The 14,157-nt window shown below is 33.5% G+C and carries 13 protein-coding genes; 8 read left to right on the top strand and 5 right to left on the bottom strand.

Annotation, left to right across the window (positions count from 1 at the left end; genetic code table 11):
* The first annotated feature begins 59 nt into the window (after nt 1-59).
* The 3 genes from ACN0TY_RS12450 to ACN0TY_RS12440 all read left to right on the top strand — a co-directional run bounded on the left by ACN0TY_RS12450 (nt 60) and on the right by ACN0TY_RS12440 (nt 4,808).
* Entirely contained in the window at nt 60-2,102 is a 2,043-nt protein-coding gene (locus ACN0TY_RS12450; protein WP_417444765.1) for a glycoside hydrolase family 97 protein, read from the top strand.
* A 513-nt stretch (nt 2,103-2,615) separates the two neighbouring features.
* Nucleotides 2,616-3,743: a DUF5009 domain-containing protein gene (locus tag ACN0TY_RS12445; protein ID WP_417444764.1), complete on the top strand. Its 1,128-nt coding sequence runs from the start codon at nt 2,616-2,618 to the stop codon at nt 3,741-3,743.
* 3 nt (nt 3,744-3,746) lie between these two features.
* Nucleotides 3,747-4,808 carry a family 20 glycosylhydrolase gene (locus tag ACN0TY_RS12440; RefSeq protein ID WP_417444763.1) on the top strand — a complete coding sequence of 354 codons (1,062 nt, stop codon included), beginning with the start codon at nt 3,747-3,749 and terminating at the stop codon, nt 4,806-4,808.
* 3 nt (nt 4,809-4,811) lie between these two features.
* Here ACN0TY_RS12440 and ACN0TY_RS12435 read toward each other — a convergent pair whose 3' ends face one another.
* Complete coding sequence (locus ACN0TY_RS12435; RefSeq protein ID WP_417444762.1) at nt 4,812-5,027, bottom strand: hypothetical protein; 216 nt, start codon at nt 5,025-5,027, stop codon at nt 4,812-4,814.
* A gap of 17 nt (nt 5,028-5,044) precedes the next feature.
* Nucleotides 5,045-5,545, bottom strand: a complete 501-nt coding sequence (locus tag ACN0TY_RS12430) for a DinB family protein (RefSeq protein WP_417444761.1) — start codon at nt 5,543-5,545, stop codon at nt 5,045-5,047.
* Between the two features lie 231 nt (nt 5,546-5,776).
* On the opposite strand from ACN0TY_RS12430, the gene ACN0TY_RS12425 reads away from it, so the two are divergent.
* The 3 genes from ACN0TY_RS12425 (at nt 5,777) to ACN0TY_RS12415 (ending at nt 8,418) form a co-directional block, all read left to right on the top strand.
* A complete protein-coding gene (locus tag ACN0TY_RS12425) occupies nt 5,777-6,733 on the top strand; it encodes a helix-turn-helix transcriptional regulator (RefSeq protein WP_417444760.1) in 957 nt (318 codons plus the stop codon).
* A gap of 45 nt (nt 6,734-6,778) precedes the next feature.
* Nucleotides 6,779-7,741, top strand: a complete 963-nt coding sequence (locus ACN0TY_RS12420) for a phosphotransferase (RefSeq protein ID WP_417444759.1) — start codon at nt 6,779-6,781, stop codon at nt 7,739-7,741.
* A 98-nt stretch (nt 7,742-7,839) separates the two neighbouring features.
* Complete coding sequence (locus ACN0TY_RS12415; RefSeq protein ID WP_417444758.1) at nt 7,840-8,418, top strand: YdeI/OmpD-associated family protein; 579 nt, start codon at nt 7,840-7,842, stop codon at nt 8,416-8,418.
* Nucleotides 8,419-8,421: 3 nt separating this feature from the next.
* On the opposite strand, the gene ACN0TY_RS12410 is transcribed toward ACN0TY_RS12415, so the two are convergent.
* Entirely contained in the window at nt 8,422-8,985 is a 564-nt protein-coding gene (locus tag ACN0TY_RS12410) for a Crp/Fnr family transcriptional regulator (protein WP_417444757.1), read from the bottom strand.
* Between the two features lie 91 nt (nt 8,986-9,076).
* Here ACN0TY_RS12410 and ACN0TY_RS12405 point away from each other — a divergent pair, with 91 nt between their 5' ends.
* Nucleotides 9,077-10,273: an MFS transporter gene (locus tag ACN0TY_RS12405; RefSeq protein ID WP_417444756.1), complete on the top strand. Its 1,197-nt coding sequence runs from the start codon at nt 9,077-9,079 to the stop codon at nt 10,271-10,273.
* Between the two features lie 34 nt (nt 10,274-10,307).
* Here the strand turns inward: ACN0TY_RS12405 and ACN0TY_RS12400 are convergent, their stop codons facing one another.
* Both ACN0TY_RS12400 and ACN0TY_RS12395 read right to left on the bottom strand, forming a co-directional pair.
* On the bottom strand, nt 10,308-11,549 hold the full coding sequence (locus tag ACN0TY_RS12400) for a hypothetical protein (protein ID WP_417444755.1): 1,242 nt from the start codon (nt 11,547-11,549) through the stop codon (nt 10,308-10,310).
* Nucleotides 11,539-12,870: a DUF4270 family protein gene (locus ACN0TY_RS12395; protein WP_417444754.1), complete on the bottom strand. Its 1,332-nt coding sequence runs from the start codon at nt 12,868-12,870 to the stop codon at nt 11,539-11,541. Before ACN0TY_RS12395 ends, ACN0TY_RS12400 begins: the two co-directional genes overlap by 11 nt.
* Before the next feature lie 216 nt (nt 12,871-13,086).
* On the opposite strand from ACN0TY_RS12395, the gene ACN0TY_RS12390 reads away from it, so the two are divergent.
* On the top strand, nt 13,087-14,079 hold the full coding sequence (locus tag ACN0TY_RS12390; protein WP_417444753.1) for a Kelch repeat-containing protein: 993 nt from the start codon (nt 13,087-13,089) through the stop codon (nt 14,077-14,079).
* Nucleotides 14,080-14,157 lie beyond the last annotated feature (78 nt).

The following is a 14,157-nucleotide window of genomic DNA, read 5'->3' as shown; positions in this document are numbered from 1 at the left end:
TCACTCACTTTTAAGAAATAGATAACAGTTTTGTGACTCAATTAAAGAGGAATTATAAAATGAAAAATATAAAATCAATACCCGAACTTAACCTATTTAATAAGATGCAGAAGTGTCTTCTATTACTCATTTTAACGTTATTTTTTTCATGTGATGAAAAGCCGATATCTATTTTATCTCCTGATAATAAAAATGAATTGATTTTTAGCTTAACAGAGGAGGGAGAGCCTCAATATGTTCTTTCCTCAAGAGGTAAAAACGTGTTGTTACCTTCAAAGCTTGGTTTTGAATTTGAAGAAAATGAAGCAATGAAAGAAGGATTCAAAATCATCAATATTGAAAAAAGTACTGCCGATGTTTTATGGGAGCAGCCGTGGGGAGAGTTCAAAGAAATTCGAGATCACCATAATGAATTGATTGTTCATTTAAAGGAAAAAAATGGGAGCGGACGAACAATGAATCTTGTTTTTAGACTTTTCAATGATGGACTTGGGTTTAGATATATTTTTCCGAAGCAAGAGAATTTGGGGAAAGTGAAAATTTCCAATGAAATTACTGAGTTTACTTTTCCAAATGAAGAAGATGTATGGTGGATTCCTGTTCATCGTGAGAATAGCTATTATGAAAGTTTTTACCGAAAAACTCCAATTGGACAGACAGATACTATAAATACTCCTGCTACTTTTGAAACAAAAGACAGTTTATATGTAGCTATTCATGAGGCTAATTTAACCGACTTTGCTTCAATGACCTTACTTAAAAGTAATGAGAAACAGTATAAAAGTGAATTAGTACCGTGGGCGGATGGTGTAAAGGTTTATACGGAAACTCCTTTTAAAACTCCTTGGAGAACAGTTATTGTAGGTGAGAATCCTGCTCAATTAGCTACCTCTACGTTAATGCTTAATCTCAATGAACCTTCTAAGATCGAAGACCTCTCTTGGATTGAGCCTTCTAAATATATTGGAATCTGGTGGGGAATGCATTTGGAAAAGTATACCTGGGGGCAGGGAGAAAAACACGGAGCTACTACAGAAAATACAAAAAAATATATAGATTTTGCTTCAGAAAATGGATTTGATGGAGTTTTAGTTGAAGGTTGGAATGTAGGATGGGATGGTGATTGGACAGCAGATGGACGTGCTTTTAGTTTTACAGATGCATATCCTGATTTTGATCTAGAAGAAATTTGTAAATATGCTGCTCAAAAGAATGTTCGTCTAATTGGTCATCATGAAACTGCTGGAGCTGCAATGCACTATGAAGACCAGCTTGAAGATGCCTTTGCATTGTATCAAAAGAATGGAGTGAACGCTGTGAAAACAGGATATGTAAATAAGTATCTGAACAAAAAGGAATGGCATGATAGTCAATATGGAGTGAGACATTACAGGAAAGTGATTGAAACTGCTGCAAAATACCACATCATGATTGATAATCATGAGCCAGTAAAAGGAACAGGGTTACAAAGAACATACCCTAATTTAATGACTCAAGAAGGCGGTAGAGGTCAAGAATACAATGCGTGGTCTCCAGACGGGGGAAATACTCCTGAGCATACTACAATAATGCCTTTTACAAGAATGCTTTCTGGTCCTTTTGACTTTACTCCAGGGAATTTCGATTTTGATTATAAAACGCCAAACGGAGCGATGGTAAATACAACTTTAGCAAAGCAATTGGCTCTATATGTAATTATTTATAGTCCGCAGCAAATGGCATCAGATCTACCAGAAAACTATAAAGATCAACAAGCATTTCAATTTATAAAAGTTGTGCCTTCAACTTGGGAAACAACTAAAGTGCTTGATGCTCAGATTGGAGAATATGTTACTACTGTTCGTAAAGATAGAAATAGTAGAAACTGGTATTTAGGTGCTATTACAAATAAAAAAGCGAGAGATATAAGAGTGGAATTATCTTTTTTAGAACCAGATAAAAAATATGAAGCTACTATATATTCAGATGGGAAAGATGCCAATTACAAATCGAATCCTTACCCTATAATCATAACAAATCAGTTGGTCAATAATAAAAGTGTCTTAAATTTAGAATTGGCTCCAGGCGGCGGAAGTGCTATTAAATTTACTCCTGTAGATTAATATAAATAAAGAAATATATTGCTTTTTGCTACTGATAAGTGAAGGCATCTATAATATCATAAGCGAGTAAAATAATTAGTTTGATTGAGAAGTGAACTTTTTTATGAACAATGGTTGTAATTCAACCTTGGGTGAAAGCTCAAAAAAACCTGTCTAAATATTATTTTAGACAGGTTTTTACATTTTAAAAAACTACTAATTAATAAATTTTCATTTAATCAAACATTATTTTTTAGACCAACAACAGTAAGCTGTAGCTAAACAACAGTCAGTATTTTACAGGTATAAATAAGTGTTTTTTTCTAATGAAATAGGACAATAAATATTTAATTTTAGAAGGTTTTAGACAATAAATTATTAACCAACTTACTAAATGAACTGTGTTTGTATTTTGCGTTTTTTTGAGAAGCTTCAAGATACTTTTATTTCGTTTAGAACTTATACTTTTTAAAATTGAAAACAAGTAAAAGAATACTTTCTATTGATATTATGAGGGGATTAACTCTCTTCTTGATGCTATTCGTAAATGATTTATTTGAGTCTGGAGTACCAAAATGGTTAGTACATAGTAAAGCAACCGAAGATGCTATGGGACTTGCGGATTGGGTGTTTCCAGGGTTTTTATTTATGGTAGGGCTTTCTATTCCATTTGCATTTTTGTCACGAAGAAAAAAAGGAGATAATAACCTCGATATATTAAAACATATTTTAGTTAGAACTTTAAGTCTCTTACTTATTGGTGTTTTTATGGTTAATATAAATGAACTCAATCCAGCGCTGGCAGGAATTAATAAATACCTATGGGCTGTTTTAGTGTATGTTTCTATATTTCTCATTTGGAATAAATATCCTGATAAGTCTAGTTATAGCGTCTTATTTAAGTTGTTAAAAGGAATCGGAATCATTGGATTAGTACTTTTAGCTTATATTTTTAAAGGAGGAACTGAAGAGAGTCCAACTTGGATGACAACAGGATGGTGGGGAATCTTAGGACTTATAGGTTGGGGGTATTTTGCTGGATCCATATCTTATTTGCTAACCCGTGGAAAATTAATAGGAGTTGTTATTTTATGGATTGGTTTTGTAGTGCTAAATATATTATCACAGCTACAGTTATTAGGTTTTTTAAATCCAATGAAGCCTTATTTAGGTGTTTTAATTAGTGGAAATACTCCTTCAATTGTTCTTTGTGGATTGGTAGTCGGAATGCTTTTAAAAGATAATAAAGGTGACTTTAAAAAGCTAATGCAGATACTTTTACCATTTGGACTATTGGTTCTTTTTATTGGATTTATATTTCGAAATTGGTTTATCATATCTAAAATGCAAGGAACGCCTACTTGGGCAATGATTTGTAACGGAATAAGTATTTTGGTTTTTTGTTTACTCTTTTATGTGATAGATTATTTAAAGATTTATAAATGGAGTTCAATATTCAAGCCTGCAGGACAGAATTCTTTAACTACCTATTTGGCGCCTGATATTATTTATTATACAATTTGGGGTTTCGGATGGAATATTCTTATTTATAAACAAGAAGAATCGGCATTATTGGCTGTAGGCGGTTCTATTATATGGGCATTTGCTATGATTGGCTTTGCTGCTTTACTTTCAAAAATTAACATCAGACTAAAACTTTAAAAAATGAAACAGATTTATCTCGTATGTACGTTTTTAATTACTTGCTGTTTATTACAAGCGCAGAGTGAGCTTCCTTTGAGAGGAATTGCAATTGCAGCGCCAGCAAAACAAGATGTAAACAGGTTTGTTAAGTTTATAAACGAAGAACTCTCTACCCGAAAAGTAAATACAATGGTATTGAGAGTGGATTATGACTATGAATATAAATCGCATCCTGAATTGGTAAATAAAGGAGCGCTTTCTACCGAAGAAATTAATAGGATAGTGGCGGCTTGCAAAAGACAAAAAATTAAAATCATTCCACAGATAAATTTATTGGGACATCAATCTTGGGCAGATTCGATAGAGAAATTATTGCAGGTATATCCTGAGTTCGACGAAACTCCACATGTAAAAATTCCTGAAAAATATGAATGGCCAAACGAAGACGGGTTGTATTGTAAAAGCTATTGTCCGCTTCATCCAGAAGTTCATAAAGTAGTTTTCGATTTGGTAGATGAAATAATGGAAGTCTTTGATGCCGATGCATTTCATGCAGGAATGGACGAGGTATTTTATATCGGAGACTCCAAATGTCCTCGATGTAGCGGAAGGGATAAAGCTGAACTATATGCTGGCGAGGTTACAAAAATAAGAAACCATTTAGCAAGTAATGGGCAGCGTTTATGGATTTGGGGAGATCGATTGATTGATGGAAAAACAACAGGAATTGGGATGTGGGAAGCGAGTATGAATAATACTCACCGAGCAATTAATTTAATTCCAAAGGATGTTATGATTTGCGATTGGCATTATGAACGGACTGATCCTACAGCGGTTTATTTTGCAATGAACGGTTTTGATGTAGCTACTTGTTCATGGAGAAAACCAGAAGTTGCTTTAAAACAACAACAAATGCTAAAAGATTTAAGAGCGAATGCCACCGATGAGATGAAAGAGCGCTATAAAGGTATGTTGCACACAGTTTGGACAAGTGCTGGGAGTTTTTTAGATATGTTTTATGCAAATGATAGCGAAGAGGTAAATGAGGCTACTACTTTTAAAGCATTATTTAAAGCCTCATAAACCTTATAATTCCTCACAGCTATATCCTAAACCATGTAATGTATTTGCAATGGTTTTAGCAGTAGTTTTAACAGTTTCGACTCTGAGGATTTTATCACAATCCTCAAGGTCGAAATTCCACTGTTCGTTTTTTTGCATTAGCTGATTTAAAAAAGGGCGTAATTTTTTTAGCTCTTTTCTTCTTTCTACCGAAGTTTTAAATACTAATACTGATTTCATAATAAAAAATGAGTCGGTTAGCGTTCCCAGAAAAATGGAGGTTCAATATTCAAACTTCTTAGGTATACATATCCTTGCCCACGATGATGAATTTCATTATCAATAAAATAGAGAATTGAGGATATAACGGTGCCTTCATATTCTCCAAAAAGTTTTATCTGTTTTGAGAAGTCTTTTGCTTCAAGTTGCTTCCAATAATTATTAATATCTTCAGTAGACTGATCCCATAGTTTTAAAATAGCAGATTTCTTTCCTCCATGATCAAAATCTTCTCTTAATTTTTCTGTATTTCCAACTACAACTTCTTTCATTCCGGGTGCCGCTATTCCTATAAGTTCCATTGTCATTTCAGCAAAAGTTCTCATGCCTCCAATATTGTAGTTAAAGAATTTGTCTTCAGGAAAAATCTCTATTACACGGCGGGTAAGCGCTCTATGTCCTTGCCAATGCGCTAATAAATCATCTGGAGTTAATACAGTTGCTTTGTTTTCATTGATTTGATTGTCTACGTTTTTCATAATTATATATTTTGTTGTTTACATCTGGAATCAAAATTAAATAGGGGAGATGACAGCCTTATGTCAGCAGTAAAAAAAAAGTATCTACTGACAAATAGTTGTCACAATAGCTTGATAGCTTTGCTTAATTTAATATAAATAATGGCATTACATATTCAAAATAAAGTTTGCTCATCTGGAGAATTTTATTTTTTCTGGAAGTCTTATCTTTGGAGGATATGCCAAAACATTATGAGCGATACCACCATAAAACGCTTTGATAGAATTGTAACTATTTTAACGCAGTTACAGTCGAAAAAGATAGTCAAAGCACAAGATCTTGCAGAACGTTTTGAAGTAAGTTTACGAACTATTTACAGAGATATTAGAACGCTAGAAGCATCTGGAGTCCCAATTATTAGTGAGGCTGGAATTGGATATAGCATTATGGAGGGGTACAGACTTCCGCCAGTAATGTTTACAAAAGAAGAGGCAGGGAGTTTTGTAGCTGCAGAAAAGCTGATGCAGCAATTTACAGACGATTCTCTTGGAGCTTACTATCAATCGGCTATGTACAAAATAAAATCTGTTTTACGGGGTTATGAAAAAGATTGGATCGATGCTATAGAATCTCAAGTTACCATAAATTCATCTCGCGAACTTTTTAATAAAGAGATTCCTAATGCATTGGAGATTATTTTTGAAAGCATTGCAGAGAAGCATCAGATTTTTTTAAAATACCAGTCGCTTCACGCTGAGAAACATTCTGAAAGATTGATAGAACCCGTAGGACTTTTTCATGAGCATAATTATTGGTATATGATGGCGTATTGCCATTTAAGAAAGGATTATCGGCAGTTCCGCACCGATCGAATTATTAAGATTAGTAGGACGCAGACTCCTTTTTTATTAACGCACGGAACATTAGAAGATTATCGTAAGAAAGAAGAGGAGTGCGATAAAACTAAGATCGTAATTTTGGTAGACAAGCAGATTGCAAAATACATGAAGAGTAATTGTAATTATTACGGACTTACTTCAGAAAAGATAAAAGGGAATGACGTTGAAATGACTTTTTTTACTTCTGATGTAAAGGATGGATTTGCACGTTGGTTTCTTATGTTTGCGGACTATGCAACTATTATCGAACCAGCTTCTTTAAAAGAAAGAGTGAAGGAGATTATAATGGAAGCATTGAGTAGATTATAACGTATAAGTACTTTTTAGGTATAACAATTAAATTACAATAAGAATATGGACGTATTTCCGGTAATAGCGTCTACAATCTCAGCTAAAGAATTGGGAGATTTTGTAGTAGAAAAATATGGACTTGTAGGGAGTTACGACTGTAAGTTGTTTCGAACGGGAATGAATCATACGTACTTCCTTTCTGAAGGCAAAACAAGATATGTGATTAGGGTTTATAGCCATAATTGGAGGTCAAAATCGGAAATAGTAGAAGAAATAAAGCTTTTAAATCTATTAAAGGATAATAATCTAAGTATTTCTTATCCTCTTCAAGATAAGAGTGAAGGTTTTATCCAAGAAATAGAAGCACCAGAAGGAGTTAGATATGTAGTTTTATTTTCGTTTGCTAAAGGTGGTAAAGTTAGATTTATGAGCAATAAAACCTGTTACGAAATAGGTGCTCTTATGGCTCGATTTCATAAGCTTACTGAGAAAAGTACTATTGATAGAATCTCTTATAACCAACAATCACTTTTTGAGGCTTCTTATAAGAAATTAAAGGTTTTTTTTTCTGAAGAGTTACCAGAAATGCAGTTTATAAAAGAGCAAGCAAGAGCATTTAAAAGCTCTGATTTTCAATGTAGTAAGGCTGGAATAGTTCATATGGATATTTGGTATGATAATATGGCGGTTTCAGATGAAAATGAAATCACCATTTTTGATTTTGATTTCTGTGGTAATGGTTGGCGAGTTTTAGATATTGGATATTTCTGTAATCAATTGTTTAATATTGAAGTTGATAAAGAGGAATATGAAATTAAGAAGAAAAATTTTTTAGAGGGATACAAAAGTATTAGTGAATTACCAGAACAGGAAATAGCATTAATCCCAAAAGCTGGATTAGCAGTTTTTATTTTTTACCTCGGAATTCAAGCACAAAGATTCGATTGGTCTAATATTTTTCTTTCTGAAAACTATCTCAAAATGTATGTAGGTAGAATGAAATCTTGGGTTGATTATAATAGGTGATAATTAATAAAGAAGATTTAAAAAGTAAGCGTAATTTTTGATAAACTGGTATTCTAAAATAAACTTATTCTTATTTTAGTAGTTCAATAAACAAAACTATGAATCCTAAAGTAGATTTCTTTTTTGAAAAAGATGACCAATGGCAAGAATGTTATAAGAGATTGAGAACTATTATTCTCGATTGTGGTCTTATAGAAGAATTAAAATGGGGCGTTCCATGCTATACATTTAATGGGAGCAATGTGGTTTTAATACATGGATTTAAATCGTATTGTGCACTGTTATTTCATAAAGGAGTTTTATTAAATGACGCAGATGATATTTTGATTCAGCAAACTAAAAATGTACAATCTGCTCGTCAGATTCGTTTTACAAGCCTCCAAGAGATATTAGATTTAGAGCGCACTTTAAAGGCCTATATTTTTGAGGCTGTAGAAGTGGAGAAAGCAGGGTTGAAAGTAGCTTTAAAGAAGACAAAGGAATATGAAATTCCAGAAGAATTTCAAGCAAAACTTGATAATGACCAAAAATTAAAGGATGCTTTTTATTCTTTAACTCCAGGAAGGCAACGAGGTTATTTATTGCATTTTTCTCAAGCAAAGCAATCAAAAACGCGTTTGGCAAGAGTTGAAAAATATATTCCTAAGATTTATGAAGGATTAGGATTGAATGATTAATTTTTAAGGTTTTAAAGTATTTAAAACTCTATTTAAACTCCGAGGGGTGATTCCTAAATAATTTGCAATGTCTTGTTTAGAAATTTCCTCTATAATAGTAGGGAATTGATGGATTAGCCTTAGCAGATTATCTTCCAAAGTGTGCGATTGATTGTAGGCATGGCGAACTGCTGTATAAGTGAGTTTTTTACTTAGAGCTTTTAAAATATGCTTGTTAAAAATATGATCTTTCTCTAATAACTCATTAAAATATGAAGCCTCTATTTTATATACTTCAACAGTATTTATGGCTTCAATACAGCAGAAACTAGTATCTCCATTTATAGCTTCTAATTCTCCAAAAATTTCACCTTCACCAAAAAATTCTTGGATAAAATCTACACCATTATCTTCTGTAAGATAGCATTTTGTTATTCCAGACTTAATAATATACACCGAAAAAACTCTTTTCTTCTGATCTAATATTTTTTCTCCAGCGTTATAAGATTGCGTAATGATATTCTGATTAGATTCCTTCAGGAGTTTTTGTGTGATATATTGTAAGAGGTCGGCGTTTTTTCGTATCATTTTACTACTTCGGACAAATGTCCTTTTTAAAAACTATTACAAACCATTTCTTTGCATTCAAAATAGCTACAAACAAAGATATTTAATCAGCATGAGCTTTATAAAGAATATAGCGGTAAAATACAATTCGCATCCAATCTACAATTTTAAGTTTGCATTGGTATGTTCTAGTTCATTACTTTTTTCTGCTAGTTACAATATGCTTATTCCTGAACTTCCTGCTTATTTAAGCTCTTTGGGAGGAGCTAAATACATTGGTTTAATTATAGCATTATTTACGCTTACCGCAGGAATTTCTAGACCTTTTAGCGGACGTATTACTGATACTGTTGGTCGTGTTCCTGTGATGGTTTTTGGAGCTTTGGTATGTGTGCTTTGTGGAGTTTTATATCCTGTTTTAAATACTGTTGCAGGCTTTTTAATATTGAGACTTCTCCATGGGTTTTCTACAGGTTTTAAGCCTACGGCAACCTCAGCATATGTAGCAGATATTACACCTCAGCGCGCTTGGGGAGAAGCTATTGGGATGCAAAGTCTATTTTATAGTACAGGAATGGCTGTTGGACCCGCTGTAGGAAGCTTTATAAAAATGAATTATTCATACAGCACCTTATTTTATATCTCGTCGGCATGTGCTTTTCTTTCGATGCTTATCATTCTAAATATGAAGGAAACATTATCACCCAAGAAAAAGTTTACATGGTCATTATTAAAAATATCAAGAAGAGATATTATTGCTATCGAAGTTCTTCCAGCAGGCTTGGTAACATTTTTATGTTATGCCTCTTATGGAGTTATGTTAACACTTATTCCAGATTGGACAACCCATATTGGAATTGCAAATAAAGGATTGTTTTTTATAGTATTTACCATCTCTTCATTGCTAATAAGATTTATAGCTGGAAAAGCTTCTGATAAATATGGACGAACTGTTGTTATCACCTTAGGACTTGTAGTGCTTTCTGTAGCAGTTGTAGTCATTGGATTGGCTACTTCACATTTACTATTTATTGTAGGAGCCATTTTATATGGTGTTGGAATGGGCGGCTTAACGCCTTCACTAAATGCATGGACTATAGATATGAGTAGACCAGAAGCAAGAGGTAAAGCGATGGCGACTATGTATATCGCTCTAGAAGCGGGGATTGGAATTGGAGCTTTATTCTCTGGTTGGTATTATCAATCAACAATAAATCATATTCCACATGCCTTTTATGCTTCATCAGTTTTAGCAATAATAGGACTTATTTATATGTTGAGGAGAAACACTTCAGCAGTAAATAAATAGCTTAGAGAAGTAGCTTCCCTAAGCTATTAGAAACTTATTTAACTAAGTTTTTTACAAACCAAAAATCTTGTAAAGTCAAATTAAGAGTAATAAGATGGTAGTTTTCTTTTACCAAAATATTATCAACAAGACCTTTGCTTCCGTAGCTGTAGGAAAGGTTCAAAGTGGAATTATTTCTGTTGCTTATAGGTAATCCTAGTCCTGCTGTAACACTATAACTACTTATTTTATTATCATTTATTTCTAAATATCCATCATCATAATTAAAACCTGTACGGTAGGAAATACGCTTAAAATAGCTTTTGTTTCTAGAATCACTATTGAATTCTAATCCTAGTCCAAAAATATTCTGATTTGCATAGGTTCCTATATGATCCGATTGGTTGGTGTCATCCCAAAAACTCTTTTTATAGTCTCCATTTATGGTAAGTTTATTTTGAAACAAACGAGCGCTAAAACCAAGTCCCAATTGCATAGGGAGTTCAAAATCGGAAACATCACCTTCCGCTTCTTCTTCGATAGTGACACTATTATAATCAAGGGTTTTATAAGTAGATCGTTTTAAACTTCCACTCAAAGCAGTTGGAAGCTTTAAAGTTCCTCCAATGGAAACATTTTTTAAAACATCGATTTGTGTTCCTAGCCCTAATTGTAGTCCAGAATAAGAGGTTTCTTCCTCTAAAGAAAAGGAGGAGCTACTTAAAGTAAAGTTTTCTTCCTCTTCAATATTTCCGAATAATACAGAAGCGCTTATCCCCACACTAACTCTCGGAATAATGGCATAACCAAAGTTTCCGCTAAATTCATTCAATCCACCGCTTCCTAGAATATTACTTTTAAAAGTCTCCGTAGAGCCTTCAATATTAGTTTCTAATCCAATTAAAGAATACCCTACTTGGCTGTATGGAATAAGTGTTAGTCCCATTCCCATTTTACTATTTATAGGAAATGCAAATGCTATGTTAGAGAAATTAAAACTAGTATTATTCTCTGCATTATTTTTATTTTCATAAGTATTAAGTTCAGCCTTTCCTCCAACATCAAATATAAAACTGTTTTGAGGGATAAGAGAATAGGAGGCAGGGTTTAAATTATTAATATACCCGTCGGATTTCATTGCGATTCCTGTATATCCCATCCCATTTACTTTCCCAATACCACTTTGATTGATAACTCCAAGGCCATATAATGAGTAAGGGGAACTCGTTAAACTTTCTGATTGTGCATATGTAAATAGTCCAAATAGGGAAAACAGAAGGGCTAGATTAATTTTCATCTTCATCATAAACAGTATATATTAAGTTTAATTCAATTTTGTAGCTATTGTTAGTACTTCCGTATAAAACCATTCTATCTACACTCGATTCAAAGTCGTTAGGTAAAAGAGCAAAAGATTGAATATCGTCCGTTTCTAAGTTTAAAAGGGTTTCTACATAAGTTCCAAAAGGGAGAACGTAATAGATGTTATTAAACTCTTGGTTTTCTTTATTGAGTATGGCTTGTACTGCGCTACCGTCACTATAAGTTAGCTGTTCCGTAACATTATTATTTTGATCTAAAACATAAACATTAAGTGTGTCTCTAAGTGTTAGATTGTCGTTATACGACGCTATTTCAGGATGTATATTTAGTGTAGCATCTAGAATAGTTCCTGTGCCTTCAATATCAAAAAGGGTTTTTATGTGAGGAAAACTAATAGCTGTAGCAACTCCAATTCCAGACTGAATAAATGATTTATTTTCACTTTGTGAGCTAGAAATAACCTCTTCTTGATCGGTTAGACTTTGTATATATTCGTTAGAGTTTTCTGAGGATATCTGATTAAAAAATGAAGCATAATCAGTTCCTTTATTGATAGGAATATCAAGATAGCTTTGTGAGAGATATGTATCTTCTTCAATCGTATAATATAATCGCATATAGCAGGAAGTAGTTTCCGTAGAAAAGCCTATAACAGATCCATTATCGCTGTCTCCAGGTTGTATGGTAATTCCTTTAAAGTAATTTTTAAACTCGTCGGAATTTGTAATCACTTTTGTCTGAAGGTTGTCAAATATTTCGTTCCCCAACTCGTCATCTATTTTTATTTCCAAAGTATCTGCCTCCATGGGGCGAGGACGGTAAGTAAGTAATCCTATATCTTCAGTGTTATAATCAACTTCACTGGTGTTGTAAAAAACATCTTCATCGGGCTTTACGGCTTTCGTTACTCTTTTTACATGGATATTATTGTTTTGTAGTGTATCGTTATAATAATAGTTGTCGTAATGAAGATAGAGCGCAATACTATCGTAGGTAGCTTCACTATCTATGGTGTAACTATCAGGAAGCATTTCAAAATAGCTGGCGGCTTTTACAGTTCCAAATTCGGGATCAGTGTATTTCCCTAAGAGGATTCTATTGCTACTTGAAGTTGTAAGACTATCGAACTTCATTGTAGAAGTTTCAATAGTAAGAGTGTCAATTTCTATGACTCTTATCTGACTATCTACAAAAGAGTTACCGGCATTAAAATCTGGGTCGTAAGGGCTATCATCAGTGCAAGAATAACACATAATAATAGCGAGTAAAATCATAGAAATAATAGGTGTTCGCATCTGTTTTTTTGGTAAATGTAACGTGACTATTACGCTATAAAAATCTTAATATATCATCTTAAAAAATTAGTATACAAACCCCTATAATTCTACTACGAATAGAATAGGAGGTGCTTATAGATAAATACACCCTATTCGTATATTAAAATGGGGGGTTTATATATTCCATTTCTTAGGTTTTTATCTCTGACTTAGCTTTACCCAAAAATTAAATCTATGAAACGTAATTACAGTTTAAGATCATTACTATTATTAGTATTTGTAAGTACTACATTTATTGCATGCTCGTCTGACGATGATGATGACGAATTAGGAAACTGGATCGACCGTTCTATTTTTGATGGCTCTCCAAGAAGTGGGTCGTCTGCCTTTACAATAGGTAATATTGGTTATATGGGCGTTGGTTATGATGGCGATGATTATTTAAATGATTTCTGGGCTTACGATATGGATGGGAATTATTGGTCTCAGAAAGCAGATTTCCCTGGTGTAGCAAGAAGTGCAGGAGTAGGGTTTGAAATTGATGGAAAAGGATATATCGGATCTGGATATGATGGATTGGATGAATTAGGAGATTTCTATGAATATGATCCAGAATTGAATACTTGGGAAGCAATTGCAGATTTCCCAGGAACTAATAGACGTAGTGCAACAGCATTTAGTATTAATGGATTTGGTTACTTCGGAACTGGTTTTGATGGTGATAACGATCGTAAAGACTTCTGGAAATATGATCCCGCAACAGACTCATGGTCAGAATTAGAAGGCTACGGTGGTAATAAAAAGAGAGCTGCTACAACTTTTGTTATTGATGGAATTGCTTACCTAGGAACAGGAATCTCTAATGGTGTTTATACAGATGATTTTTGGAAGTTTGATCCAGAAACGAATGCTTGGACGAAATTACTAGACTTAGATGAAGAAGATGACTATGCCGTAATGAGAAGTAATGCAGTAGGCTTTACGATGAATGGTTACGGATATATTGTAACTGGACAACAGAGTGGAGCTGTAGCAAGTGCATGGCAATACAATCCTTTAAATGATTTATGGGAAGAGCTAACAAGTTTTGAAGGGTCTTCTCGTCAAGATGCGATTGCTTTTTCAAATGGAATAAGAAGTTTCGTAGGGTTAGGTAGAACAGGAAGTCTTTATTTAGATGATATAGATGAGTTTTTCCCAACCATGGAATACGATGATGAAGATTAAGGCAGGGCTAAAATCTTGCTTGTTTGTTGAGTTTTAAATATGAGGTGCGCTGGATACGCACCTCTTAAACTGTTTATA

This window comes from Joostella sp., assembly GCF_048266025.1.
Lineage (GTDB): Bacteria > Bacteroidota > Bacteroidia > Flavobacteriales > Flavobacteriaceae > Galbibacter > Galbibacter atrarenae.
The sequence above is the reverse complement of the archived record's forward strand: the minus strand, read 5'-3'. Positions and strand labels throughout refer to the sequence as shown.

Bases quoted from the DNA above. Each gene is read 5' to 3' on its own strand.
- ACN0TY_RS12450 (WP_417444765.1), top strand. From the start codon at position 60: ATGAAAAATATAAAATCAATACCCGAACTTAACCTATTTAATAAGATG.
- ACN0TY_RS12445 (WP_417444764.1), top strand. From the start codon at position 2,616: ATGCTATTCGTAAATGATTTATTTGAGTCTGGAGTACCAAAATGGTTA.
- ACN0TY_RS12440 (WP_417444763.1), top strand. From the start codon at position 3,747: ATGAAACAGATTTATCTCGTATGTACGTTTTTAATTACTTGCTGTTTA.
- ACN0TY_RS12435 (WP_417444762.1), bottom strand. From the start codon at position 5,027: ATGAAATCAGTATTAGTATTTAAAACTTCGGTAGAAAGAAGAAAAGAG.
- ACN0TY_RS12430 (WP_417444761.1), bottom strand. From the start codon at position 5,545: ATGAAAAACGTAGACAATCAAATCAATGAAAACAAAGCAACTGTATTA.
- ACN0TY_RS12425 (WP_417444760.1), top strand. From the start codon at position 5,777: ATGAGCGATACCACCATAAAACGCTTTGATAGAATTGTAACTATTTTA.
- ACN0TY_RS12420 (WP_417444759.1), top strand. From the start codon at position 6,779: ATGGACGTATTTCCGGTAATAGCGTCTACAATCTCAGCTAAAGAATTG.
- ACN0TY_RS12415 (WP_417444758.1), top strand. From the start codon at position 7,840: ATGAATCCTAAAGTAGATTTCTTTTTTGAAAAAGATGACCAATGGCAA.
- ACN0TY_RS12410 (WP_417444757.1), bottom strand. From the start codon at position 8,985: ATGATACGAAAAAACGCCGACCTCTTACAATATATCACACAAAAACTC.
- ACN0TY_RS12405 (WP_417444756.1), top strand. From the start codon at position 9,077: ATGAGCTTTATAAAGAATATAGCGGTAAAATACAATTCGCATCCAATC.
- ACN0TY_RS12400 (WP_417444755.1), bottom strand. From the start codon at position 11,549: ATGAAAATTAATCTAGCCCTTCTGTTTTCCCTATTTGGACTATTTACA.
- ACN0TY_RS12395 (WP_417444754.1), bottom strand. From the start codon at position 12,870: ATGCGAACACCTATTATTTCTATGATTTTACTCGCTATTATTATGTGT.
- ACN0TY_RS12390 (WP_417444753.1), top strand. From the start codon at position 13,087: ATGAAACGTAATTACAGTTTAAGATCATTACTATTATTAGTATTTGTA.